The 25,540-nt window shown below is 36.5% G+C and carries 23 protein-coding genes; 11 read left to right on the top strand and 12 right to left on the bottom strand.

Annotated elements, in window-relative coordinates; all coding sequences use genetic code 11:
• Positions 1-615 precede the first annotated feature (615 nt).
• From rbfA to CRT24_RS14495, 4 genes are read left to right on the top strand one after another with little or no spacing between them, the layout of a single operon-like run.
• Complete coding sequence (gene rbfA, locus CRT24_RS14510; RefSeq protein WP_099371935.1) at positions 616-987, top strand: 30S ribosome-binding factor RbfA; 372 nt, start codon at positions 616-618, stop codon at positions 985-987.
• Between the two features lie 11 nt (positions 988-998).
• Positions 999-1,667, top strand: coding sequence for a leucyl/phenylalanyl-tRNA--protein transferase (aat, locus tag CRT24_RS14505; RefSeq protein ID WP_099371934.1), 669 nt, complete (start codon positions 999-1,001; stop codon positions 1,665-1,667).
• Complete coding sequence (locus tag CRT24_RS14500) at positions 1,645-2,724, top strand: aminotransferase class V-fold PLP-dependent enzyme (RefSeq protein WP_099371933.1); 1,080 nt, start codon at positions 1,645-1,647, stop codon at positions 2,722-2,724. The genes aat and CRT24_RS14500 overlap by 23 nt, the downstream gene beginning before the upstream one ends.
• Complete coding sequence (locus CRT24_RS14495; RefSeq protein WP_099371932.1) at positions 2,721-3,359, top strand: hypothetical protein; 639 nt, start codon at positions 2,721-2,723, stop codon at positions 3,357-3,359. Before CRT24_RS14500 ends, CRT24_RS14495 begins: the two co-directional genes overlap by 4 nt.
• 61 nt (positions 3,360-3,420) lie before the next feature.
• Here CRT24_RS14495 and CRT24_RS14490 read toward each other — a convergent pair whose 3' ends face one another.
• The gene (locus tag CRT24_RS14490; RefSeq protein ID WP_099371931.1) at positions 3,421-3,822 is read right to left on the bottom strand and encodes a hypothetical protein; all 402 of its coding nucleotides are present in this window, start codon (positions 3,820-3,822) and stop codon (positions 3,421-3,423) included.
• Between the two features lie 334 nt (positions 3,823-4,156).
• Here CRT24_RS14490 and hemA point away from each other — a divergent pair, with 334 nt between their 5' ends.
• From hemA to CRT24_RS14465, 5 genes are all read left to right on the top strand, one after another.
• Positions 4,157-5,398, top strand: coding sequence for a glutamyl-tRNA reductase (gene hemA / locus CRT24_RS14485; protein WP_099372126.1), 1,242 nt, complete (start codon positions 4,157-4,159; stop codon positions 5,396-5,398).
• A 105-nt stretch (positions 5,399-5,503) separates the two neighbouring features.
• Positions 5,504-7,090, top strand: coding sequence for a hydroxymethylbilane synthase (hemC, locus tag CRT24_RS14480; RefSeq protein ID WP_099371930.1), 1,587 nt, complete (start codon positions 5,504-5,506; stop codon positions 7,088-7,090).
• Positions 7,091-7,150: 60 nt separating this feature from the next.
• A complete protein-coding gene (hemB, locus tag CRT24_RS14475; protein ID WP_099371929.1) occupies positions 7,151-8,122 on the top strand; it encodes a porphobilinogen synthase in 972 nt (323 codons plus the stop codon).
• A gap of 69 nt (positions 8,123-8,191) precedes the next feature.
• Positions 8,192-9,637, top strand: coding sequence for an asparagine--tRNA ligase (gene asnS, locus CRT24_RS14470; RefSeq protein WP_099371928.1), 1,446 nt, complete (start codon positions 8,192-8,194; stop codon positions 9,635-9,637).
• A 90-nt stretch (positions 9,638-9,727) separates the two neighbouring features.
• The gene (locus tag CRT24_RS14465; protein ID WP_099371927.1) at positions 9,728-10,348 is read left to right on the top strand and encodes an L-threonylcarbamoyladenylate synthase; all 621 of its coding nucleotides are present in this window, start codon (positions 9,728-9,730) and stop codon (positions 10,346-10,348) included.
• Here CRT24_RS14465 and CRT24_RS14460 read toward each other — a convergent pair.
• From CRT24_RS14460 to tilS, 8 genes are all read right to left on the bottom strand, one after another.
• Positions 10,343-10,783, bottom strand: coding sequence for an SRPBCC domain-containing protein (locus CRT24_RS14460; RefSeq protein WP_099371926.1), 441 nt, complete (start codon positions 10,781-10,783; stop codon positions 10,343-10,345). The genes CRT24_RS14465 and CRT24_RS14460 overlap by 6 nt on opposite strands.
• Before the next feature lie 44 nt (positions 10,784-10,827).
• Positions 10,828-11,394 carry a Crp/Fnr family transcriptional regulator gene (locus tag CRT24_RS14455; RefSeq protein WP_099372125.1) on the bottom strand — a complete coding sequence of 189 codons (567 nt, stop codon included), beginning with the start codon at positions 11,392-11,394 and terminating at the stop codon, positions 10,828-10,830.
• On the bottom strand, positions 11,384-12,295 hold the full coding sequence (locus CRT24_RS14450) for an EamA family transporter (protein WP_099371925.1): 912 nt from the start codon (positions 12,293-12,295) through the stop codon (positions 11,384-11,386). Before CRT24_RS14450 ends, CRT24_RS14455 begins: the two co-directional genes overlap by 11 nt.
• 21 nt (positions 12,296-12,316) lie before the next feature.
• A complete protein-coding gene (locus CRT24_RS14445) occupies positions 12,317-12,631 on the bottom strand; it encodes a DUF721 domain-containing protein (protein WP_099371924.1) in 315 nt (104 codons plus the stop codon).
• The gene (locus CRT24_RS14440; RefSeq protein ID WP_099371923.1) at positions 12,618-13,727 is read right to left on the bottom strand and encodes a DNA replication/repair protein RecF; all 1,110 of its coding nucleotides are present in this window, start codon (positions 13,725-13,727) and stop codon (positions 12,618-12,620) included. The genes CRT24_RS14445 and CRT24_RS14440 overlap by 14 nt, the downstream gene beginning before the upstream one ends.
• A gap of 37 nt (positions 13,728-13,764) precedes the next feature.
• A complete protein-coding gene (locus tag CRT24_RS14435) occupies positions 13,765-14,070 on the bottom strand; it encodes a DUF4834 family protein (RefSeq protein WP_099371922.1) in 306 nt (101 codons plus the stop codon).
• Between the two features lie 82 nt (positions 14,071-14,152).
• Entirely contained in the window at positions 14,153-14,638 is a 486-nt protein-coding gene (locus tag CRT24_RS14430) for a hypothetical protein (RefSeq protein WP_180269146.1), read from the bottom strand.
• A gap of 5 nt (positions 14,639-14,643) precedes the next feature.
• Positions 14,644-15,969 carry a tRNA lysidine(34) synthetase TilS gene (gene tilS / locus CRT24_RS14425; RefSeq protein WP_099371920.1) on the bottom strand — a complete coding sequence of 442 codons (1,326 nt, stop codon included), beginning with the start codon at positions 15,967-15,969 and terminating at the stop codon, positions 14,644-14,646.
• Positions 15,970-16,065: 96 nt separating this feature from the next.
• Between tilS and CRT24_RS14420 the strand changes: the two genes are divergently transcribed.
• Positions 16,066-18,537, top strand: a complete 2,472-nt coding sequence (locus CRT24_RS14420) for an OstA-like protein (RefSeq protein ID WP_257214055.1) — start codon at positions 16,066-16,068, stop codon at positions 18,535-18,537.
• Positions 18,538-18,715: 178 nt separating this feature from the next.
• Here the strand turns inward: CRT24_RS14420 and CRT24_RS14410 are convergent, their stop codons facing one another.
• Genes CRT24_RS14410 through CRT24_RS14400 form a run of 3 tightly spaced genes read right to left on the bottom strand, consistent with a single transcriptional unit; the run spans position 18,716 to position 25,063 of the window.
• Positions 18,716-19,963, bottom strand: coding sequence for an alkaline phosphatase family protein (locus tag CRT24_RS14410; protein ID WP_099371919.1), 1,248 nt, complete (start codon positions 19,961-19,963; stop codon positions 18,716-18,718).
• A 17-nt stretch (positions 19,964-19,980) separates the two neighbouring features.
• Positions 19,981-21,777 (bottom strand): RagB/SusD family nutrient uptake outer membrane protein, encoded by a 1,797-nt coding sequence (locus CRT24_RS14405; RefSeq protein WP_099371918.1) that lies wholly within the window; start codon positions 21,775-21,777, stop codon positions 19,981-19,983.
• Positions 21,778-21,781: 4 nt separating this feature from the next.
• Positions 21,782-25,063, bottom strand: coding sequence for a TonB-dependent receptor (locus tag CRT24_RS14400; RefSeq protein WP_099371917.1), 3,282 nt, complete (start codon positions 25,061-25,063; stop codon positions 21,782-21,784).
• A gap of 268 nt (positions 25,064-25,331) precedes the next feature.
• Here CRT24_RS14400 and CRT24_RS14395 point away from each other — a divergent pair.
• Positions 25,332-25,540, top strand: a 209-nt coding sequence (locus CRT24_RS14395) for a DUF4372 domain-containing protein (RefSeq protein WP_218962599.1), incomplete at its 3' end; no start/stop codon positions are given.

Below are 25,540 nucleotides of genomic sequence, written 5' to 3'. Positions count from 1 at the left end.
GTGATCAGGAAAAAAATAGATGTATTTACATTAAAAAATGGTTAAAGTTGGATGTTTTTCTCGCGCGTTAAATTTGTTAAAAAATGTTAAAGCTTTTCCGTTTTAGCAAAGCTTTAAAACAAGATATTGGAATAATAAATCGGCCCCATCAAAATTAATTTTTTATTACCAAAGGGTAAATAATTCATCAACTCAATCGTGTGCATTAACACAATGTGAATTAAGTAATCACTTACTTTTTTTTAAAATACCTCTTGTAGCAACGTAATTAAACCTCTATGTTTGTGATGTAAAGGGGAATGAAAAAATTAAAAGTGAGCTTGTACTCACGGCTAATAACCAGCTACAAATTACTAAACATGATAGACCGAAAAGTCTTAAAACTTTGAAAGAATTATTCTATCCAATTATAAACTAATTTTGATTAAAGACTTGTCACCATGCCCACGACAAGTCTTTTTTTTGTTTATAAAATCGGGTTTCCGCAACATTATATGTTTTAGGAAGGCCATGTATTAAGTTCATACTTTAAAAGTCTAGAATTGTCCATTCATTGAAAACCCTTATATTTGTATTAAGGAAGAGTAATTCAACTTTTCATACACATATCAAAAGATGGGAACAGAAAGTAAAAGACAACAACGATTTGCTGGAGTAATTCAACAAGATCTTGCTGAGATGTTTCAGCGTGAGGGCAATTCTTGGGCTCCTGGGGCTTTTATTACCGTTACCAGGGTACGTGTTACTCCTGATTTAGCGATTGCAAGGGTTTATTTGAGTTTCTTGAACACCAAAACTGCCAAAGCGGACATGGACAGTATCAAGGCTAAAACCAACGAAATTCGCTATAAATTGGGTACACGCATAAAAAATCAAGCTCGTATCGTTCCACAGTTGGAATTCTTCTTAGATGATACCAATGAATATGTTGAGCATATGGACAAGATTTTTGATGAAATCAGCAAAGAACCTAGACAACCTGATTAGGTAATATTACCATGTATTATTTATTGGATGAAAACGAGTTAGTTTTCCCACATCCCTCTCTTGCTGATGAGGATGGTTTGTTGGCTGTAGGAGGTGATCTGAGTATTGAAAGATTGTTACTCGCATATGAAAACGGCATCTTTCCTTGGTACAATGAGGATAGTCCGATTTTATGGTATGCTCCACTTGAACGATTTGTCCTTTCCCCGGCAAAAATCAGGATATCTAAAAGCTTAAAACAAGTTCTCAGATCCAATAAATTTCAAGTTACGATCGACAAGGATTTTTCTTCTGTTATAAAAAACTGTGCTGTGATTTCTAGAAAAGACCAAGATGGAACATGGATAGTTTCTGATATGCAAGATGCCTACAACCGTTTACATGAGGCTGGATATGCACATAGTGTAGAGGTATGGCAAGGAGAAGAATTAGTTGGGGGATTATATGGCGTTCAAATTGGCAAGGTTTTCTGTGGAGAGAGCATGTTCTCGAAGGTTTCGAACGCATCTAAAATTGCTCTTGTCCATCTTGCCAAGAACTTTGGTCTATCATTGATAGATTGCCAAATACCTTCAGAGCACTTGACAAAAATGGGGGCAGAATTAATTCCACAAGAAGAATATTTGTCAATACTTCACACACAACAATCTATACCATATGACTTTCAAAGAACATTTTAACATTCCTAATGATATCATCTATCTTAATACTCCAGGAAATGGTCTTTTGCCGAAGAGCAGTCTTAATTGGAGAAAGAAATGGGAAGATGATTTCTTTGAAACCAATGGAGAATTGCGCGATAAACAACCTGAGTTTATTGACGGAGTAAAATCTACCGTAGCCTCTTTTTTTGGAGCTAATAAAAATAACACTTTTTTGACTCCCAACTTTTCATTTGGCTATTCTACACTAATCGACCTTCTTCCAGAAAATCTTTCTTATCTAGTGCTTGAAGATGAATACCCCTCCCTTCAATACCCAATCGTAAACAGAAAACTACAACATTCCGTGGCACCCTTTACTGCGGAAGTTGAGAAAGATTTGTTAAATGCAATCGAAAAGCAAAAACCAGATGTTTTAATTTTCAGTATTGTTCAGTATATCAGCGGCTTGATGATTGACCTTAATTTTATAAAAGAAATAAAATCAACTTATCCTAACCTACTGATCATAGCCGATGGAACTCAGTATTTAGGAACCGAACCTTTTAATTTTGAAACTTCTGGCATTGATGCTTTGGGAGGTTCTGGCTATAAGTGGTTGTTATCAGGTTTTGGGAATGGGTTTATGATGCTGAGCGATGATTTCAAATCTTGGCTGGAGGAATTAAGGTTGGATATCCCTCTACCTCAAGTTGCGATGTGGAAGGATAAAAGTTTATTGGACACCTTTTTTGAACCTGGTCATCAAGATACTTTAAGTCATGGGACATTGCAACAAGGATTGTTGTTTTTGGAGAATTTAGGATTAGACAATATCAAAGAACATGTTACAACTGTGAAAAATGAAGCTTACAAATTGCTCTTGGAACGAGATTTAATTTTGCCTTATATTGCAGAAAGAGAGGTTAAGTCCTCATTGATCAATGTTCAAATCAATCCAGAATTATATCCAAATTTGATAAACAGCGGTATTAAATGCTTCCCTAGAGGTACTGGTATTCGAATTGGAATACACCTTTATAATGATTTAAGGGATATACAGAACTTTGTTAACATTATTGAAAGTATAAGATGAATTTTAAAATAGGAGATTTAGTAAGATTTGTTGATGAGCCTATTGAAGGTCATATTACGGCTTTTTTGCAAAATGGCTTAGTTGGAGTAACGGATGATACAGGATTTGAAATTCCTGTTATGCTCGACAAGATTACATTAGTGCATGGAAATATGCGCATGGAAGAAGATGAAGAACCAACAACTATTGCGCAAACCGGAAAATTTATTGAAAAAGGGATATTCCTTGCATTAACCGGAGAACAAAAAGATGGGTTAGTTAAGTTCTTTATCGTTAATGAAACTTCTTTTGAGCTCATGGTTTCTGTTACAGAATCTATCGGCAACAAAAGAACAGGTATCTTTGCCAATATCGTACCGGCGAGGGAATACAACCAAATATATACGGGAAATTTTGCTGCTATCAACAAATGGCCGAATTTGGAGTTTCAAATTTTAAGAACATCTAGAAGACAGCACAATTCATTTCCAGCCATTGAAAAGACAATTAAAGTAAAACCATTGGATCTTATCAATTCAAAAGAGAACTCTGAGGTATTGCCAGAAAAAGCTTGGCTGTTTGAGTTGGATAAAATTGAAGAGAATATAGGTTTAGATAAATTAAAGCAGCATTTTATTTCGCATAGGCCTCGATAAGTGGCCAGAAAACATTTTTAAAAAATTAAGGCTCAATTTTATTGAGCCTTTTTAGAATCTTTTATTCTCCTACTTTTTTTCCTTTTCCAACAGAAAACAAAATCATGATGGCTCCGGCCAACAATACTGCCCATCCCCATTTTATATTCAGTGTTTTAGACAATAAACCATCTAAAAATTTAAACCCAACGTAATTGTTGATTTGGAAATATACTAGAATAAATGAAAGAATTATCCAAGCAATGAGTGCTAGTGCTGCGATACGGAAGCCGGAAAGTTTCCTCATAAAAAACAAGAGAACACAAAGGCCCAATATTCCGTTTGTGATCATAAACAAGGCGGTATCTACTTGGTAAAGATTCCAGTTTGCTTGAAGTGGGACTTTCAGAAATGGGCAAAAAATCGTAGAAATAAACACTACAAAAAATCCCAATAATGCTAATGGTTTGTTTAAGCTTCTCATGAAATTAAATATTAACCAAAGATGAGAATTAGCGTCCAATTAGAAAAGTTAAAAAAGGGTTTTTATAGATAATAGCAACTGTTTTTGCAAGATTTTGTATCAAACCGACAAGTACAAACTGTAATTTGTGTCATTTATTACTGATAAAAGAAATGATTGTCATCACAGTAAAATCTCAAATTGAATTGTAAGCATTTAATTATCACTGTTTTAACATTATTTTAACATTATTTATAATCGTTCTAAATTCGTTCTATTGACACATTCTTGACAATATCAACACTGTTTTAGTCTACATTTGCAAGTACAAAATTATTGGAGAAATAATAAGGCTTTGAAGAATTTAAAAGTTATAGCGTTTACCCATAAACATGTTGATCTAAAGGATTTGGGGAATCTGGTAATATGCAATGAGGAGTTGGATAGTCGCCTTATTAACCTTAAAAACAATTTAGACATTCCTGAGATATTCTACATTGGTACATGCAACCGTGTGGAGTTTGTTTTTTATGGTTCGCACGAATTGAACGATGATTTTGTGGTGCAGTTCTTGGACAGCATGAATTTCTGCGTTCCTGCAGAGCGTATGCAATGTTATTTAGGTCAGGTCAACAGATATTCTGGTCTAGATGCGTTGAATCACCTATTCCGCACTTCCTGTTCGATGGAAAGTTTGGTTGTGGGTGAGAAAGAAATTTTGGCACAGATCCGTCGCGCTTACGATCGTTGTAAAGCTGCGGGATTCACAGGAGATTTCTTGCGTTTGATGATGGACCGTTTGGTTAAGACTGCAAAAGAGGTTTATACATACACCAATATTTCTCGCAATCCCATTTCGGTAGTATCTTTAGCATACCGTAAATTGCGCGAAGTTAAATTACAGGAAAACCCTAGAATCCTGGTTATTGGTTCAGGTGAGACCAACCAAAACTTAGCAAAATACCTTAAAAAGCATAAATACAGCAACTTCACGATATTCAACAGGACCGTTGCTAATGCTCAGCCGTTGGCAGAAGAGCTGCAAGCACAAGTTTATCCGTTGAGTGAACTGAAGAATTACAAAAAAGGCTTTGATGTAATGATTACCTGCACTGGTGCACCTGAAGCCATTATCCACGAAGATCTATATGAATCTTTGTTAAATGGTGAGGATGACAAAAAAGTAATTGTTGACTTAGCTATTCCCAACGACATCGATGCAGCAGTAATTGCGAAACACCCAATTCATTACATTGAGGTTAGCAGTTTGCAGCAAATTGCAGAGAAAAACATTCAAGAGCGATATTCAGAGCTTGAAAATGCTGAAAAAATCATCGAGCAGAACATCAAGGAATTCTTGCCTATTTTGAAGCAACGTCGTGTTGAGGTTGCGATGAAGGAAGTTCCTGAAAAGATCAAAGAGATTAAAGCAATGGCATTGTCCGAGGTTTTTGCGAATGAGGTTGAACAATTGGATCCTGCAGCTCGCGAAGTGTTGAACAAAGTCATTAACTATATGGAGAAGAAATACATCAAAGTTCCTATGGTTATGGCGAAGGAGATCTTGGTAAAATCTGCCGAATCTGAAAGCAATTAATATTAAATTTTCTTAAAATATTACCGATTCTGGGTTTAAAATTCAGAATTAAAAGGCTATTTCTGTAAATTTGCCTGCGTAATATTCATTTGTAAATCTTTGAACGTGAACAGAAAACTAATTATCGGTACCCGTGGCAGTGAGTTAGCCCTATGGCAAGCAAATTTTGTAAAGGACCGATTAGCTGAAATATCAGTAGAAGCCGAACTGAAAATTATTAAAACCCAAGGGGACATTATCCAACATCTCCGACTTGACAAACTAGAAGGCAAGGGTTTTTTTACCAAAGAATTGGAAGAAGAGTTGTTGTCTGGTCAAATTGACTTAGCGGTTCACTCTCATAAGGACCTACCTACAGTAAATCCTCCAGGATTAATTATTGCAGCAGTTTCTGACCGTGAAGATCCTTCTGAATTATTGATTATCCACAAAGATTGCGTGGATATCACCAAAAGACTTTCATTAAAACACAATGCAACGGTTGGTACATCATCCAACAGAAGAAAAGCTCAACTATTATCACTTCGTACAGATTTAGAATTTGAGGACCTTCGCGGTAACCTTCAAACACGTGTTCAGAAATTACGTGATGAGAAGTATGATGCTATTGTATTAGCAAAAGCAGGGATTGCAAGGATCAACATGGACCTTTCAGATTTCCATTTGGAAGAGATCCCTCCGGTTGAAATAATTCCAGCGCCAGCGCAGGGGGTATTAGCTATTCAAATCCGTGAGTCAGACAAGGAACTATTTGACATCTTACAAAAGATCCATGATCCGGAGGTTGCCCAAGCGATCTCGGTGGAAAGAAAAGTTTTGAATTTATTTGATGGTGGCTGCCATGCTCCGCTTGGAAGTTATTGTCGCAAAAAGGATGGGGTTTACCAATCATGGACCTCCATCGCTGATACCAATGAGGATTTTCCAGACCGCGTATTCTTACAGTCGGAAACAACGGAGGGAATGGCAGAAAAGATTTTCTCAAAGTTCCAAAAAGACAGAAAATTACCATCATCTGTTTTTATCACTCGTGATCTTGCTGAAAATTCATACCTAGCAAGATTCTTGAAGAAACACAATATCCAAGTGGATGACCGCTCTTTAATACGCATCTTCCCTACCATAAATAAATTGGATTCATTTATTCTGAAGCGTGCTGATTGGATATTCTTTAATTCAAAAAATGCTATTGAGCATTTCTTTAAATTGGAACCTTGGATCTTGAAGAAGACAAAAATCGCTGTTTTAGGAAGAGGATCGGAAGATAGTTTACGAAAATACAATCGTGTTGCAGATTTTTCTGGGGACAATTTAGGTATTGACACAGAAGGAATAGCGAAGGAATTTGCCAAATTAGTAGATGGCCAAACCGTCCTAATTCCTAGAGCGGAGGGTTCTTTACAGACTATCCAAAAAGCTTTAACGGAAAACACAAAGGTCATCGATATGCCGATATACGAGACGGTAATTGAAGAAGAAGTCAACAAAACGAATGCACAAGTGATGATTTTCACGAGTCCTAGTAATGTTGAGGCTTATTTTAGGGAGAACCTAGCGGATCCTGACCAAAAGATCATTTGTATCGGGCATTCAACTGCCAAGGCCATTGAAGCCCTAGGATTAAAATATACGCTTCCTTATACTCCAGACGAAATCGGACTTGCAGAAGCCATATTCGGATTAGATTATTAATATTATACATATAGCAAAGGGGGAATTATCCCCCTTCGTTCTTACATAAATTATAAAAACATGTTACACCGTCCTAGAAGAAACAGGAAATCAGCAGTAGTTCGTGATATGATTCAAGAGAATCATGTTTTTGCTGCAAACTTGATTTTTCCATTGTTTATTGTAGATGGAGAAAATCAAAAAGTTGAAGTATCCTCCATGCCTGGTATTTACCGTTATTCTGTTGACAATTTACTTCGTGAAGTAGAGAGCTGTATGAATATTGGCTTGCAGGCCTTTGACTTATTCCCTGCAGTAGAAGAGTCTTTGAAAGACAAATATGCTACCGAAAGCTACCGTAAAGGCACATTATATTTGCGCGCTATAGAAGCTGTGAAAAAACACTTCCCTGAAGCATGTGTAGTTACAGATGTTGCCATGGATCCATACAGCTCTGATGGCCATGATGGTATCGTTGAAAACGGGGAAATATTAAATGATGAAACTTTGGAGGTATTAGGCAAAATGGCATTGGCCCATGCAGAAAGTGGTGCTGATATTATCGCTCCTTCAGATATGATGGATGGAAGAATCGGTTACTTACGCAATATCCTTGATGAAAATGGATTCAGCAATGTTTCGCTAATGTCTTACACTGCAAAATATGCCTCTGCATTTTATGGTCCATTCCGTGATGCCTTGGGTTCAGCACCTAAAAAAGGGGACAAAAAAACGTACCAGATGAATCCAGCGAACAGTAAAGAGGCATTGATTGAGGCACAGTTGGACACCCAAGAAGGTGCAGACTTCTTAATGGTTAAACCAGGACTACCATATCTTGACGTCATCAGATTATTGGCAGATAATTTTGACCTGCCAATCGCTGCATACAACGTTTCGGGAGAATATGCCATGCTGAAGGCAGCTATCGCCAATGGTTGGTTAAGTGAGCAAGTTATATTGGAAACGTTGATGAGTTTCAAAAGAGCAGGTGCAACATCCATCTTGACTTATCATGCTAAAGAAGTTATTGAAAAAGGCTGGGTAAAATAGACCATAAGTCAATTATTTGGCTATTTTTGTAAGCCTATTAGGCGACCATTAAATATTATTTTCTACAAAATGGAACATACACGAATAAAAGAATTATTAAAATCAGAAGATTTCGGAAAGGAAGTTATCGTTAAGGGTTGGGTTCGTACCTTCCGTAACAATCAATTTATAGCTATCAATGACGGGTCTTCAATCAATAATATTCAAGCAGTCATTGATTTTGAAAACACTCCTGATGAGGTTTTGAAAAGAATAACAACTGGAGCTGCTGTCCGTGTTAAAGGTAATTTAGTAGAATCACTTGGAAAGGGTCAAAAAGTAGAAGTAAAGGCTACTGAGGTTTCCATTATCGGAGATTCTGACCCTGAGAAGTTTCCATTGCAGCCAAAGAAGCACAGCTTAGAGTTCTTACGTGAAATTGCACACTTGCGTTTCCGTACAGGAACGTTCAATGCTATTTTCAAGGTTCGCAATGCATTGGCGTTTGCTGTAAACAAGTTTTTCAATGAGCGCGACTTTGTTTATATGCATACCCCTATCATTACGGGTTCTGATGCTGAAGGTGCTGGTGAAATGTTCCGAGTAACCACCTTGGATCTGAATAATGTTCCTCGTACTGAGAGTGGAGAAATCGACTTCAAAGAGGATTTCTTCGGCAAGTCGACAAACTTAACTGTATCAGGACAATTGGAAGGTGAGTTAGCTGCATTAGCTTTCGGAAACATCTATACTTTCGGCCCTACTTTTAGAGCTGAGAACTCCAATACTACACGTCACTTGGCGGAATTTTGGATGATAGAACCAGAAATGGCTTTCTATGAGCTTGAGGACAACATGGATTTGGCAGAAGACCTGTTGAAATACGTTATTCGCTATGCTTTGGACACTTGTCCTGAAGAAATCGAGTTCTTGAAAAACCGCCTATTGGAAGAGGAAAAATCAAAACCTCAAGCAGAACGATCAGAGTTGAACCTGATTGAGAAATTGAATTTTGTAATCGACAATAACTTCGAAAGAGTTACTTATACGGAGGCTATAGATATCTTGATGAAGAGCAAGCCTAATCAAAAGAAACAATTCAAATATTTGATCGAAGGTTGGGGTGCTGACCTACAGTCAGAACATGAACGCTTCTTAGTTGAAAAGCACTTCAAAAAACCTGTTATCTTAACTGATTACCCTAGAGAGATCAAATCTTTCTATATGAAACAGAATCCTGTAGATGAGAACGGCAGACAAACTGTTCGCGCTATGGACATTCTTTTCCCTGGTATTGGTGAAATGGTGGGTGGTTCACAACGTGAAGAGAACCTTGAAAAATTAGTAACGAGGATGGGTGAAGTTGGTATCCCGACGGAAGAAATGGAATGGTTCCTAGATACACGTCGATTTGGATCTGTCCCTCACTCGGGCTTTGGAGTTGGTTTTGAACGTTTGGTACTGTTCACGACAGGAATGACCAATATACGTGACGTGATTCCTTTCCCTAGGACTCCAAACAACGCAGAGTTTTAATAAAAACAAAATATTTAAAAACCGTCAAAACAAACTTTATTTTGGCGGTTTTTGTTTAAGTAATATTGAACAAGAAAATAAAATAGGCATATGCTATTAAAAATTTATAATGACAACCCGAATCCTAAGGCTATCGAAGAAGCTGTTGAGGTTTTGAAGAAAGGTGGAGTAATCATTTACCCGACAGATACCGTATATGGAATGGGCTGTGATATTACAAATCAAAAGGCAATAGAGCGTGTGTATGCCATTAGAGGGTTGAAGCCAGACAAAGCGAACTTATCCTTTATCTGTTATGATCTAACGGATATTTCGCAATACACAAAACCATTTGACACTGCAGTATTCAGGGTTTTGAAGAAAGCATTGCCTGGACCTTTCACTTTTATTTTCAATGCCAGTTCTCAAGTTCCCAAACTACTGTCTTCAAAAAAGAAAACTGTAGGTATCCGGGTTCCTGACAACAATATTGTCCGAGAAATAGTAAAGGAATTGGGCAATCCTATTGTTACAACTTCCATTCATGACGAGGATGAAATCATTGAATACTCAACAGACCCTGAACTAATCTATGAGAAATATGAGGACAAGGTAGACTTAGTAATCGATGGTGGCTATGGTGACAATGTAGCTTCTACTGTTGTAGACCTTACTTCTGGTGACTTTGAAGTTATCCGTGAAGGAAAAGGAGATCTAGACCAATACCTATAGTCTAGACTCTAATCTATCTTTTAGAGCTGCATTGAAGATTTCGAAACCTTTTTTTGTATTGCCATGGATCATTTTTTTAAAGAATGGAACTAATATTCCTGAAAACATTTCTCCTTGAATTAAAATGGTCTCACTATCTGAAATAGGTTTTAAGATAAAATAATGCTCCCCATCGAATATTCCATTCATCAATAGGCTCCCTTTCCATCTCAATTCCTTATTTGAATCAATCTTTAAAAAAACAGGATTCATTTTCATGCTAGTTTCTCCAGGTTGGCTCAACAACACCTTAGTTCTTTCACCGACAGTTGGATTTCCATAAAACTCTTTAATGGTCGGACTCCACATTGGGTAAGCATTAAAATCCACTAATACCTTCCATACAGCTGCTGCTGGTGCATTAATTATTATCTGTGATTCTATTAGTTCTTTCATATATCAAAGGTATATTGACAGAAGCTAGAACCACTTGACATTTGTCAAGAAGATAATTTATTTCGGATTCTGCTCAATGTTTCTGGGCTCATTCCCAACACGGATGCAATATATTGTAGTGGAACTTGGTTGAAGAGAAATTTGTTGTTCTCGAAATATTTTAGATAGCGTTCTTCTGCAGACAATGCAATAAAATCAAATACACGTTGTTCTAACACCATAAAACATTTGGCAATAAATCTCTTTTCAAGGACATTCCAGTTTGGGATCTGATCCTGTATTTCCAAATAATCAGATTTATTTAATGTCCAAATTTTAGCTGGAGTCAGTGCTTCAATGGACCAATTTGCAGAAGCATCAAAAAAGAAAGAGGCCAAGTCTGTAATAAAATATCCTTCCCCTCCCATCCATTGTGTTACTTCTTTGGATTCTGTCAACTTAAAAACTCTGAAAACACCTGACTCAATAAAGCTCAAGCGGTTGCAAGACTTCCCTTCTATTAAGAAAGATTCATTCTTGTTCAATACCTCTGGAACAAACTTCGAAATAATTAATTCAGCTTGGTCATCTGAGACCTCGAACATTTGGAATAACTGCTGTTTAAAGTTCATGAACATCAGGTTTAAGAACAGTTTGCCTTCTTCTTTGATAAATATAAGCAACATTAAAAATAATAACTGCCAAAAATATTAAGGCAAAAGCGAAGATTTGTGGCAAATTAATTGGTTCCTTATAATATAGAATTGCTAGAAAGAAACTGATTATTGGATTGATATATAACAATATCCCGACCACTGAAGAGTCTAAACCTTTCAAGGCATAAATATTCAAGAACAATGGAATAATGGTATAAGCAATGGCAATAACTAATATTAAGACATAAAATTGATCGGTTTTGGGAACTGATGTATCAATAACAGATAAAATGGGCAATAAGATAATAGTTGCCACAATTATATGAATGGTCAAAGTAAAGAACTTATCAATTTTGAATTTATTCTTTTGCAAAACTAAGTAAGCGGCGTATGATAGGGCAATAATAAAACTATAAAATAAGTCAATAAAATGTCCATAAGCCATGATCAAACAGGCGACAACACTAAGGCCAACTGCTAACCATTGCCCCTTATTCAGTCGCTCATTTAAGAATATACTTGCTAGTACCGTTGTTAGAATTGGACAAATGAGATAGGCCAAAGAAGTTGCGTTGACACTTACTGCATTCATTACATAGATAAATAGAAACCAATTCATCCCCAGCAGCAGAGCACTGGCTAAAATATTTACGGCAAGTTGGATTCTTTCCTTGTTGGAAGTTGACCTGAGGTATTTAATACTGGCAAATGTTTGTTTTCTTCTGAAGAGGAAACAGGCCAAAAAAATACAAACTGAGGCAAAGAGTACGCGATGAATAAGAATGTCAAGAGCACCGTAGGCAGCGAGAGGTTTTAACACCAGGGCAAATGTTCCCCAAATGATAAACCCTACCATTGCAGAAAGGTAGTATTTCATAAGGCTGTAAGAATAAAAGAACTATAGTATCACAAACTCTTCTATTACCACCTTACCAACGTATTCATTCACACGTCCAATTATTTGTCTACGCATCATGGCAAGTTCATTTTTAATGACTGCAGACTCTACACGAACAAATAATTTTTTATCCTTAATATAGATTTGTTGGGTTCGGTTGGCAATTGCAGGCCCAATCAGTTCAGGCCAAGCAGTAAGAATAGATGTTTCATCAAACTTTCGTCTAAGTCTATAGACATCCAATAATTTCTCCATTGCTTGTTTGATGGTTACATCGTCACTTCTCCTAAATGCATCATCATTATACTTCGCCATTTACCTGACCTCCTTGTATGTCAAATATACGAATTGGTTTTCCTATTTCTTGAAAAATTCTCCTAATCCTAATGGAGTCCGTATCAGTAAGGAAGATCTGTCCAAATTCATCTTCAGAAACTAGCTGCATTAATTTTTTAGTTCTTTGATCATCCAATTTATCAAAGATATCATCCAGCAATAACAGGGGTTTGAATTGCTTTCTATTTTTCAGAAACGCATACTGCGCCAATTTCAGAGCAATGAGAAAAGATTTTTGTTGGCCCTGCGATCCAAATTTCTTTAATGGCATCCCATCATGAATAGAAAACTGTAAATCATCCTTATGAATTCCAACTGTTGTCCTTTCAAGGGTCCTATCTTTTTCTAGGCTTCTATTCAATAGCTCTAAAAAATCTTGGTTTTGGAGTTGAGATTCATAAACAAGATTTACCTGTTCGACATCATCGGACAGAAATTGGTAATAACGTCGAAATTCAGGAAGAAATTCTTCCATAAATTTTTGCCTTCTCTCGAAGATTCTTTCCCCGGCTTCTACCAATTGAAGGTTCAACACCTCCAGCAGGCCTTTGTCAAATACTCCAGTCTCCCGGATATTTTTTAATACCGTATTTCTATGAAGGAGAAGGCGATTATACGCTATAAGGATGTCCAGATATTGATTATCAGTTTGGGAAATCACGTTATCAACAAATTTCCGACGTTCTTCACTCCCCTCCATTATGATAAAGGTATCATTAGGTGAGATCATAACAAGTGGAAATTGTCCAATATGATCTGCCAATCTTCCGTATTCTTTTTTGTTCTTTTTAAATTGTTTCTTCTGATTTCTCTTTATGCTACAGGATACAGCATCTTGGATCAGCTCTTTGTCGAATTGACCTTGAACCATAAACCAATCCTCTCCTTTTTTGATATGCTGAGAATCGATGGGATTAAAATACGATTTACATAAGGAAAGGTAATGGATGGCATCCAATAGATTAGTCTTCCCGGAACCATTCTGCCCGGTGAAGGCATTAGTTTCTGGGAGGAAATCTAAAGAAGAATCTGTATAGTTCTTGAAATTTAATACGGATAGATGTTTCAGCCACATAGCAAGGCAAAGATATGCTTTTTCGTTGGGCTAAGCTTTATTTTACTTCTTCAAAATCAATAAACTCACCAGCTGTTTCTGTTCCTTTTCTTTTGTTCTCCTGTTTTGGTGGAGTATATTCTACTCGTACTTTTCCATCAGGGCGATGCTGTTGTTGTTTGAACTGCGAAAAAGGATCATTATAGTTTTGTTGATTTGTTCTTTGATTCCCAAATTGACCTTGTGCACCACCTACAATCTTCTCAGCCATTTTCTTCATAAAGAAAGGCATAAGTAGGCGCATACCTATTTTGAAAATGTAATAAAATACTACTACTGATATAAGGAAATATATAAATGTCATTTCAATTGCTTTTTACCAAATTTAACAAATAAAAGAAAGCAAAGTTTAGTCGATTGTCAAGAAAATCTCAGTTAACATTTTTTTACTTTTCGTTTTTGGCTTTTTCGACTGCCTGCACGAGCTGGGCAGGATGCTGAGAACCAATTACATACACAAGTCCATCCTTGTCCGTCAACCATAATGCTTCCTTGCCACCAGAATAGAATCTAATTTTCCCATTCTTATGAAGGTTATAAACCGGGTTGTTAAAAAAGAAATTGGAGTATCTCTTCTTTTCGATATGCTTGATAGAGTTTAAGTCGATTTTCACTAAACTCGTTGTCCATAGACCACTTAAAATAACATGGGTTTTTGTCACTGTTGTCCTATAGCTTACCATATACAACATGATAATAGAAACTAGCAATATGCCTACTCCGACTATAAAAAACAATTGTTGAGAAACGACATGCTCCCAGTTAATGTAATAAGCAACAAAGCAGAACAAGGCTAAGATTAATCTTACGCTGATCCAAGTCCAGTCTCTACCTAGGTATTGTTTTTCCTGAAATAAGATTTGTTCGTCCATATTTGCTATTTATACACTAAAGTAAGTACTTTCTTTGTATTTTCTGTCACTTTATAGCGATTATCTAACCTCATACCAACAATCCAGATTACTTCATCATTAGCATTGACCAAAATCGGCACCGCATCTTTCTCAAATCGATTCAATTTATGTTGGATGAAAAAATCACTTATTTTTTTTGACCCCTCCATACCCAATGGTTTAAAGCTATCTCCTATTTTCCATGGCCTTAATACCAAGGGGAATGCCAATTTGTCAAAGTCAACTTTTGCGGAAAATTTATCAGGTTTTAATTCTGCATTCTTTTCTTCATTCATGCTAAAGGATTTAGAACCCAGATTTACAACAGTGTTTATGTTATCAATCGTTATTTCGGTGAATTCATTTTTACCTTTTTCCTGTAGGATTAAGTATGATCTGTCAAGCAATAATTTGTGGGTGTCGGATTCGAATACCTGTCCCATTGGATTGTCAATTACAGAACTCAGATCCTCTAAGACATTCCTCTGAAATTGATAAGGCTTGAATAGTTCAAATAATAAGTAATGATCTTCAATATATGGCTTGATAGAGTCAACATTAATTTTTACAGTGCCCTCATCTTCTAGGAATAAAGACTTCCTGATTGCATCTACTTGCTTTTTAATAAACTGATGACTTTCATTGAAATGTTGGATATTCTGTTCTAGGATCGATTCGAAATCGGGTTGTATTTCCTTAAATTTTGGAATTATCTCTAATCGAATTTTGTTTCGAGCATATTTTGTAGAGAAATTGGATTGATCATCTCTATATGGCACATTTAATTTAGCAACCTCCTTAGCGATTTCTTCTGAATTTAGAAATAGTAAAGGCCTGATCAATTTACCGCGTCTGGGCTGAATCCCTGTCAAACCTTGGATTCCGGTTGATCTCGTCAAATTAAGGAGCATTGTTTCTAAATGGTCATTAGCATGTTGGGCGATAGCAATGACATCACAATGCTGATTACTTCTTAACTCTTCAAACCAGTCATATCGCAACTCTCTTGCTGCCATTTGAATGGAAACTTTATTTATAGTCGCAAACGTCTCTGTTTCAAATCTTTTAACGAACACAGGAAATCCCAATTCACTGGCATACTGACGTACCAATTCTTCGTCCTTATCAGATTCTTGACCTCTTAATTGGAAATTGCAATGAGCGATGATGCAACTCTGCTCCATATCATGTAACAACCTGGCCATCAACATAGAATCCTTTCCTCCGCTAACGGCCAAAAGGACTTTATTTTCTTTAGCAAAAAGCTGTTTATTTTCGATGTAGTGCTTTAATCTTTCCTGAATTGACATAGTCCAAAATTACAGATTATAAATAATCTTAAGTCAGAGGCATTAAAATTTATTGTTTAACAAATTTTTGCTAATTAATTCTATATTTTTGCGCTTGTGAGATACTTATTGTTATTATTAATAAGCATGATATGCTTGTCTACCTATGGACAAGATGAGTTTACTCCCGTTGAATCAGCGGATAATGCCCCTATGCGTTTGGTATCTTCATCTAGCAGTAGATTTATCGATCAAAAGATTTTAAGAAGTTATAATGCAGTGTATGAGCACAAAGGCTCTACCTTGGCCGCAGATAGTGGTGATTTGTATAAAGATGAAGCTGGAAATGAGTTCTTTGAAGCTCATGGTCACATTGTTATCACACAACCATCAGGTACTGTAATCCAAGGCACACACCTACACTACAATGCATCTACACAACATGCTATTTTAACAAAGAACGTCAAAATGGTGGATAACCAAAGTACGCTCACTACGAACTACCTTACCTATAACTTGCGGAGCCAACAGGGTACTTATACTGGGGGCGGGAGAATTATTGGACAAGGCGACACCATTACTTCGCAAAAAGCTTATTATTTCGAGACTACCAAAGATGCCTATTTTAACAATAAAGTAGTCGTCAGGAATGTCAATACGATTATCTATACGGATACAATGCAGTATAATACCATGTATAGAGATGCATTCTTTTTTGGACCAACCACAATAAATGGTCGTGGAGGTGAAAAGCTTTATACTGAAAAGGGAACTTATAATACGGAATTTGGGGTTGCGAAATTCAACAAAAACAACTTATATACAGAAGGAAGCCGATTCTTAAAAGGTGACAGTTTATTTTATGATCGAAATAAAGGAATTGGTGAGGCTTTTAGAAATGTAATTTTCGTGGACACATTGGATAAATTCTATGCCAGTGGAGAATATGGAAAATATTTGGAAGCAGATCAGTCTATTCTAATGACTGAGAAACCCTTAATCAAATATGTTGTTCAGACAGATTCCACCGATAATAGCCAAGACAGTGTACAAGTAGACACTGTGAATAGAGAACAACTCAGTAGGCGCGAATTGCGAAGAATTGAAAAGGCTGAAGAAAAGGAACGGAAGGAAGCTGAAAAAATAGAAAAAGAAAAGCTTAAGGAACAACAGCTTGCAGGAATTAAACCAGCAGATGCTGATAGTTTAGTCGCTCCTCCACCTATACAGAAAACAACGAAAGTTGATACGGCATACATGACTGCCGATACGTTATATTCAAAAGTGATATTTGTACGAGACTACAGGCCCTTAGACCTTAAACTAGATCGCGACGGTGGCCAGCTAGAGGACACAACTGAGGTCGATTATGGTGATACTGAAGAAGTAGAGTTATTTGGCACAGATGATTCAACAGCAGTGGCAGATTCTACTGCGAGCCCATTGAAGAAATTGGAATCTGCGTCGAAGGAATCCCCTGTTATAAAAACAGCTCCTAAAACCCCTGCCAAAAAGAAAGCATCAGCTCCTATTAAGCCAAAAGCTGTTGAGACAGCCTCTATTCAGGAAACCACAAAGGCTGACAGCGTGTTAAGGAAAAATGCGGTAATGCCTACAGGAAGAGAACAGGACAGTTTGATCAGCAATGCCCTGAAAGTTGCACAATCAACAGACACCTTATTGAAGGATTCTACAGAAATCTACGCTGATACTGCCAGAACAAGAATCGTAAAAGCATATTATAATGTTAGGGTTTTCAAATCTGATCTACAGGCAGTTGCTGACTCAGTGTATTATGGCATGGTGGATTCGATGTTCAGATTTATGGGATCACCTATGATATGGTCGGATGGTTCACAAATAAATGCAGATACCATTTTTATGCAAATCAAGAATAACAAGATGGATAACGCCTTGTTAAAGAACAATGCATTTATGGTCAATGCAGTTTTGGATACGGTCAAATTCAATCAGTTAAAAGGCCGAAAAATTACGGCGTTTTTTGCTAATAATAACATTGATAGACTCTATGTGGACGGCAATGCTGAGAATTTAGTATTTAGCACCAATGAAAAGACGAATAAAATCACCGAGATGTTCCATGATCGGGCAAGCCGGATCAAGATAAGGATGGATGGTAAAAAAATAAACGATTATGTTTCTATTCGCAAGGTAGACCAGAAAGTTTATCCTTTCAGATTAGTAACGCAAGAAATAGAGGTATTGCCTGGTTTTCTGTGGAAACCTGAGGACCGACCGAAATCTGTAGAAGATATGCTTAATCGGAAGAGAACGAAAGGAACGACAGTTCCAGACCAGAAAAATCCTGAAAATGGAAGCAGCACCCAAATTACTGATGATGAGGATTTCCAAGAAACGACAGAATCAACCTCAGAAACTAACAAGGGGACTAATACGGTTCCAAAAACAAATGTAAAAACAGATAGTTCCAAAGTTGCTAATCCAAATAATACTATTAAGAGCAAACCGGATAGTACAATTAAGACAAAACCAGATAATACCTATCAGATTAAAGCGGACAGTACGATAAAGGTAAATCCAGACAGTGTAAGAAAGAGGGTCAATTAAATCCTTTTTTGTTTCTAAAATGACTATAAACTACGCGAAAGGTAATTTTAGATTTAGCGATTTCTTTGGATGGATTTATTGAAGGTTCGAATGGTGTAATTGATTGGAGTAGAAAAAATAAAAAATGCCTCAATTTCTTGAGGCACTTTCATCTTATTTTTTATATACTTTTTTTTTCTTATCTGATTATCCAACGGTTTAGGACATTGTGTTGACCTTCCAATATAACTTTTAAGAACTTACTATTCTTTAATTCTTTTGGAAGCGTAATCTCACCTTTCCCGTCAGCTTGATTGAACTCAGTTAGATACACATATTCATCTTTTTTCTCTACACCACTTTTATTAAAGTGATTTGTAGGAGAGACAGAAATTTTTACCTTTCCATCGTTGGCAAAACTTGTCCAAGATACTTGAAGTTTATCTTCTTCAATTTTGGCTTTTGGATGGGCAATAGATACTTCACCTACAAAAGGCACTCCGTCAAGTTCATATAATTGTTCTTTTTCAATCTTTACATCTAAATGTCTAGCAATAGAGGGCAAGATATCAACGATTTCTGGAGTATGTGCATAAAACTGCTGATTCAAATCCTTCTTATTGGTAGAAATCCAAATCGTTCTTTCACGATCTGTTTGGCCACCGTGATTTTTTCCAGTAGCCACATCGCGGCCATGATCAGTAATTACAACAAACATCCAATCCTCATTGAAATATTGTTCTCTGAATTTAATGGCTGAGAATAATTCTCCAACTTGCCTATCAGCTTTTTCAATAGCATCTATCATCCCTTCACCGTCACCATATATATGCCCTGTATTATCTGTATATTGAAGATAAACCCAGCTAAAGTCAGGTGCAAATTCCCTAAGATTTCCAGTTGCTTCCTTGACAACCTCTTCATCAATCTTACTGATATAGGTTGTCATTTTATCATGCGGAAAACGAACAGTATCGATTTCATAACCATCAAAATGAACATCAAACTTAAGATTATTGGTTTGGGGCAAACCTTCTCCTACCAATTTGGTTCTATTATCCAACCAAGTAGAATATATCCCAATCTTTTTATCTGGCTGATGGTTCTTTAGAAACCTGAACATAGTCCAATAGTTATAATTTGGATCTTCCAGGTCATTGTTCCACACATTGTGTTTATTTCCCCAAGTTCCAGTAATCATACTTGTATAACAGACCGCAGAAATCGTAGGTGTCTGAGAATATCCGCCCTTCTCTCCTCCCATTGTAGCTCTAGTATACCCTCCCACTTTGCTTACAGCATCAATATTTGGTGTATTCACCCTTTCAATCATATCTGCAGGAATCCCATCAACAATAATTACAATTGCTTTTTTTACTGGATTGGTTTGCGCAAATAAATTGCTACATAAAACTGAGAAGACAATTAATAAACATAGATTTTTCATATATGAGGTTTAGTTGTTTACCAGTCAAAAATTTGTTTTAAAGAATTATTTAGGTTAACGTCATTCTGTGGAATAGGACGATAATAGTATTTAGGCTCTTCAAATTGTCCTACCTTATCTACAACATCTACAAATCCTTTATTTCCTTCACTTAAGAATACTGACACATCCTGACCAAATACCCCCACTTTATAATATCGGAGGGTAACTCCTAAACTATTTTTTTCTCTAACTTCCGGAATAGATTGATCGTGTGCAATTAACTTAATATCAGCTATCCCATCTCCAGTTACATCATGATTTCCCAGGCCACTAAAATAGATACCTTGCGGTTTTTTCTCTAATAACTTTCCAGCTTTCCATCTCATTAAATCATTGAAGCGAAAACCTTCAAATGCTAATTCAACACGGCGTTCTCTTCTTATCTCTAATATCAAGCTTTGGTTTGCACCCGAAACTTGAAAGTCTTTAGCAAGCTTAGAATCTAATGGTGGATTCAACGTCATATCAGGCATTCCCGCTCTTTTTCTTAGAAGGTTAATAGATTTGTCCAAGTCTGTTTGATTATTCAAGATACCTAATTCTGCCTTAGCTTCAGCAAAATTCAATAAAACTTCTGCATATCTATAAAGCGGAATATCAGTATTGAACCTCTTCTCCTGAACCATGGTATTCAAGAATCCCTTGATTTGATGATATCCTGAAAAATTCTTGCTCAATTGTTGGACGTATACTCCAGGGCCTTGTGAATAAGTACTTACATATACTAATTCCCATCCAGGGGCAGCATAAGTTTGTGCTAAACGCGGATCTCTATTTTTAAATTCATCCACAAAGGAAAGTTTTTCATATGCTGAATTATTGGTAAATGGAGTACCATCCTTCATTAAATAGCTCTGAACTAGATCCCTTAATGGGTAGTATTCATAATTCCCGAACATTCCTGGCCAATCTGATCTATTGATAATGTTATTTGCGTAGAACCGTCCAAGAATCACCTCCTTATTAGTCTCCAAGGTTTCGCTATTGTACAAAGATGCATAATCAGACTCCACATTTCCTGTGTTATGAATGGAATAACCACCTTTATTCATAATGTCTTCTGCTTGTTTATAAGCTACTTCCAAAAATGTATTCGCGGTGTTCTGCAAATTCAGGTAAGAGTGATATTTCCTATAAGTACCTTCATATAACGCAAATCGACTATAATCTTGAGCAATTACCCACTTATTTACCTTTCCAGGCACCTTTACCTCTTCAACATTCTCAACAGCGAATTTAAAGTCCTCCATGATCTTATCGACAACTGTAGTTCTTGGATCACGTTTGCCCATGAGGGTTGCTTCATCCGATACATCTACTACTTTATCAACCCAAGGCACATCTGAAAAGCGCTGAACCTTGTCTACATAGAATTTAGCACGGAAATATCTTGCTAAACCTTCGTAATGTTTCAGTTTCTGTTCAGAAATTTTTGCATTGGACATATTCGCCAACATGAAATTAATATCTCTTAAGTCTCCCCAAGTCCAACCGCCATTCACTGTAGCCGCACTGACATTTCCCAACATGATATTCTTGATTTCTTTATTGCCTGTTGTACTTGCATTGTCAGTAGTTGCATCAGATTCATAAAAACCATTGTCTTGAAATCTATATAGATTTAGGACATACATTTCTAAGTCGGATTCACTTTTGAAGAAATTTTCTTTTTGAACAGTTGTTTCAGGCATTCTGTCCAAATAATCATCATTACAAGCTCCCAGTGAAAATAAGGAGATTGATAATATTCCAAGTTTTATATACTGTTTCATTGTTTTAAAAATTTAACTGTAGACCTGCTGAAAAACTTCGTTGAAATGGATACATCACTCCATTACCCTCACGTCTTCTTGTTTTGTTAGGATCGGTATAGGTATTAATGTTTAACACCTCAGGATCGAAATAACGTTTCACGGCAGACCATTCCATCAAGTTTTCTGCACTTACATAAATTCTGAAGTTTTTCACTTTCGCTTTTTCAACCCAGGAATTTGGAAGGGTATAACCGATGGTCAAGTTTTTGAATCGTAAGTATGCTGCATTCAAAAGATACCTTGTCTGCGGAATTGCAGCCCCTTGAGATTGATCCACTCTAGTTCCTAAGTTCAAATCTGCAAGCCAAGATTGTAAAATAGGATATTTAGCGTCAAGGTTTTGATCTGCCAAGCCAAGTGCCAAGTATGAAGCTGAATGTTTTGCCCTATCAGCTTCAGAATCACTTGTAGGTCGATAGAAATCCAATAAGTGCGTGTAGATATTTCCATATGGTTGTTGGTAAACACCCCAATAAAGGTAATCTAAAGGATAGTAATCCCTTTTACCTATTCCTTGGAAGAATGCTCTGATATCAAATCCTTTCCAACTAGCATTCATATCCAACCCGAAATTAAATCGTGGAGTTGAATTTCCAATCACTTTAAGGTCTTTGGTATTTCCGAGTTCATAACCTTTTTCAATCTTGCCATTTTTATCTTGGTCAACAAATTTTGGCCAACCCGGAACTATAGACAATGCGCCCCAAGGAATTATTGACGTTTGATCCAGTTTACTGATTTCTTCGGCATCCTTGAACAACCCATCACTTTCAAGCCCCCATATTTCACCCATTCTCATTCCTTCATAGAATTGGGTTATTCTTTTGTTTGGGTTGTCAAATTTGGTGATTTTTGAATAAGAGTCAAACAACATAAATCGCGCTCCAAAGTTCAACATAGAGCCTGAAATTTCTTTTGAGTCATTATAGCTCAAACTTAATTCCCAACCATTGGTTGCCAAGTCGGCAGCATTTTCATTTGGCTCCTGAACACCTAAAATCTTAGGTAATTCTCGGCCATAAGTCAACATGCCCAATGTATTCCTACGATAAATATCAAATGAACCGCTCAGTTTATTTTGAAGAATACCAAAATCAAAACCTAAGTTATAGGTCCTTACTTTTTCCCATGTATAATTATTGGAAACCAACCCAGGGGATTTGATGGAAGGAGTTAATTTTCCATCAATCAAGTAACCAGAAATATAAGGTTGCATTGTTGGGAAATAACCAAAGTTTGTAACAGATTGGTTGCCGAGGTCACCATATGAGGCTCTAATCTTAAACTGACTTAACCAATTAACTTCTGAAAGGAAATTTTCTTTGTTTAATAACCAAGCCACTGATCCAGAAGGGAAAAATCCGAATCGGCTATCTTTAGGGAACCTAGAAGAGCCATCATAACGACCATTGAATTCAACGATATACTTATCATCGTAAATATAGTTTAAGCGGTAGAATGCACCTCTTAATGCATATTTATCAATTCTTTCACCAACATCTGAAGCACCTGTAGCCAAGGCAATGGTTGGGAAAAGATCGGAAATCAAACCTTTTTTCTCAGCATGATATTTCTCTTCTCGGAAGTCTTCTTGGTTGAAACCTAAAACAGCTGTTACTTGATGCTTATCAAAAGTTTGATTATATGTACCGAAGATATTGTAAATGTTATAATAAGAAAATCCAGCTTGCCTATATGCATTTGATTCTCCTTCTTCCCTAATATCATCAGGTCCATAACCAATCTTATATTTTGTAGTATACCAATTGTAATTAATAGAATTTCTTTGGAAGGTATAATCTGCATTAATTCTGAATTTATTGTCAAACAATCTCAATTCAGCATTAAATGTTGATTGAAGGTCTTGAAATTTCGTTCTACTTTGACCACCATCAACCATTTTTGCAGCAATTCTTCCTGCTCCAACATTTCTTTGGACATCAGAATACGCCCAAGATCCATCCGGGTTTTTCAGCACACTAGTAGGAAACACATGGAATATCTCCGACATTTCAACTTGAGACGGTGTCACTCGTTCATTCAGCCCCAAGATAGTATTGTTGCCAACAGAAATATAATCATTGATTCTGTAATTCACCTTAGAACGCACATTATAACGGTCGAAATAATCGTCAGCAATTTTTATTGGAGAGTTTTGTCTATTGTAGCCTGAACTTAGGTAATAACTCACTTTATCACTGGATCCAGAAATGGAAATATCATGATTGCTTGAGTTGTTCCAATCTGACATAAAATAGCGTGTCCAATCTCTATTTCCCATATATTCCCATTGCTTTGGATTACTAGGGTCAACCCTAACATCTGGTAAATTAGGATTGTCAGACCTTTCTTTAGCATATTGATAATATTGCTCAGAGAAGTTCACATTATCCCATGGAGTATTATCGGTAGAGGTTTCCAACAACCTTGAAAAAATATAGGGATCAGTAATTTTATCTGGAATTACAGTTGGGGTATTAAAAGTAAAGTTGTTGCTATAATTGATCTTTAAATCACCTTTACCTGATTTTGTTGTAATCAATATTACACCAAAAGAAGCCCTTGCCCCATAAATAGCTGCTGCTGAAGCATCTTTTATTACAGAAAAGGACTCGATATCCTGGGGAGCAATACGATTTAACTGTTCAGATGTAATCGGAACGTTATCGACTAAAATCAAAGGATCACCACCATTAATAGAGGTAATACCGCGAATGTTGATTTTGGCAGCTTCCCCTGGAGCGCCTGAATTGAACTGAACATTCAAGTTCGGAACCATACCTTGAAGACCTTGGCCAACATTATTTATTGGTCGACTTTCTAACTGTTTGCCGCTAATATAATCTACAGCACCAGAAAGATTTACCTTCTTCTGTGTACCATATCCAACAACAATTATTTCGTCGAGATTTGAAGAATTGGATGAAAGGACAAATTTCTCTTGTTGATCGTAAATAAAAATTTGAGAATCAAATCCCATGGAACTGATTTGAATAGATTCGCCCATTTGCATGGTTAAGGAAAAGAAACCATTTTCATCTGTTTGAGTGGATATTCCGGTTGTTAAATTCTTTACACTTGCCCCCCGGATAGGATTGGATAATTCGTCAGTAACCAAGCCCCTAATCTCTTGTAAGTTTTGGATATAGAACATATCCTTGGCATAAGAATGAGTATTGGACATTGAAAACCCGGCAAGTAAAAAAACTGATAGGAACAGTTTAGTTTTGTTAAATAATTTCATTGAATCGTGGGTTAATACTAGCGGCAAAGCTACCTTCACAGATTTAAGAAATTATTAAGAACCCAATAACTTTTGGTAACTGAATGTTTACCTAATTATTAACCAATGAGACATTATAAATACAAAATAAACTTTAAGGCAATAAAAGCACGCAAAAAAAGGTATTTTTTGGTTATTTATCAGTAGCGTCCTAAACGAGGGAAAAAATGGCGGTGGATTTATATAGCAGGGAATGCTATATTTATTTCGCCAAAATTGATCCATCGCCATGGTAAATATAAACGTATTCTCTCAGATTTTGGGACTCGTAGATCGGAACATTTTCAAAAAATTGGTTCACGAACATCAATCTGACAAACATCACAAGGGCATCAACAGTTGGACGCATTTTGTGAGCATGCTATTCTGCCATCTCTCTTCGGCAGATTCGGTTCGTGACATTTCTAATGGACTCCGCAGCACTACTGGCAACATGAA

Source organism: Sphingobacterium sp. 1.A.5, assembly GCF_002734235.1.
Taxonomy (GTDB): domain Bacteria; phylum Bacteroidota; class Bacteroidia; order Sphingobacteriales; family Sphingobacteriaceae; genus Sphingobacterium; species Sphingobacterium daejeonense.
The sequence above is the reverse complement of the archived record's forward strand: the minus strand, read 5'-3'. Positions and strand labels throughout refer to the sequence as shown.

Bases quoted from the DNA above. Each gene is read 5' to 3' on its own strand.
- rbfA (WP_099371935.1), top strand. From the start codon at position 616: ATGGGAACAGAAAGTAAAAGACAACAACGATTTGCTGGAGTAATTCAA.
- aat (WP_099371934.1), top strand. From the start codon at position 999: ATGTATTATTTATTGGATGAAAACGAGTTAGTTTTCCCACATCCCTCT.
- CRT24_RS14500 (WP_099371933.1), top strand. From the start codon at position 1,645: ATGACTTTCAAAGAACATTTTAACATTCCTAATGATATCATCTATCTT.
- CRT24_RS14495 (WP_099371932.1), top strand. From the start codon at position 2,721: ATGAATTTTAAAATAGGAGATTTAGTAAGATTTGTTGATGAGCCTATT.
- CRT24_RS14490 (WP_099371931.1), bottom strand. From the start codon at position 3,822: ATGAGAAGCTTAAACAAACCATTAGCATTATTGGGATTTTTTGTAGTG.
- hemB (WP_099371929.1), top strand. From the start codon at position 7,151: ATGTTACACCGTCCTAGAAGAAACAGGAAATCAGCAGTAGTTCGTGAT.
- asnS (WP_099371928.1), top strand. From the start codon at position 8,192: ATGGAACATACACGAATAAAAGAATTATTAAAATCAGAAGATTTCGGA.
- CRT24_RS14465 (WP_099371927.1), top strand. From the start codon at position 9,728: ATGCTATTAAAAATTTATAATGACAACCCGAATCCTAAGGCTATCGAA.
- CRT24_RS14460 (WP_099371926.1), bottom strand. From the start codon at position 10,783: ATGAAAGAACTAATAGAATCACAGATAATAATTAATGCACCAGCAGCA.
- CRT24_RS14455 (WP_099372125.1), bottom strand. From the start codon at position 11,394: ATGAACTTTAAACAGCAGTTATTCCAAATGTTCGAGGTCTCAGATGAC.
- CRT24_RS14450 (WP_099371925.1), bottom strand. From the start codon at position 12,295: ATGAAATACTACCTTTCTGCAATGGTAGGGTTTATCATTTGGGGAACA.
- CRT24_RS14445 (WP_099371924.1), bottom strand. From the start codon at position 12,631: ATGGCGAAGTATAATGATGATGCATTTAGGAGAAGTGACGATGTAACC.
- CRT24_RS14440 (WP_099371923.1), bottom strand. From the start codon at position 13,727: ATGTGGCTGAAACATCTATCCGTATTAAATTTCAAGAACTATACAGAT.
- CRT24_RS14435 (WP_099371922.1), bottom strand. From the start codon at position 14,070: ATGACATTTATATATTTCCTTATATCAGTAGTAGTATTTTATTACATT.
- CRT24_RS14430 (WP_180269146.1), bottom strand. From the start codon at position 14,638: ATGGACGAACAAATCTTATTTCAGGAAAAACAATACCTAGGTAGAGAC.
- tilS (WP_099371920.1), bottom strand. From the start codon at position 15,969: ATGTCAATTCAGGAAAGATTAAAGCACTACATCGAAAATAAACAGCTT.
- CRT24_RS14410 (WP_099371919.1), bottom strand. From the start codon at position 19,963: ATGAAAAATCTATGTTTATTAATTGTCTTCTCAGTTTTATGTAGCAAT.
- CRT24_RS14405 (WP_099371918.1), bottom strand. From the start codon at position 21,777: ATGAAACAGTATATAAAACTTGGAATATTATCAATCTCCTTATTTTCA.
- CRT24_RS14400 (WP_099371917.1), bottom strand. From the start codon at position 25,063: ATGAAATTATTTAACAAAACTAAACTGTTCCTATCAGTTTTTTTACTT.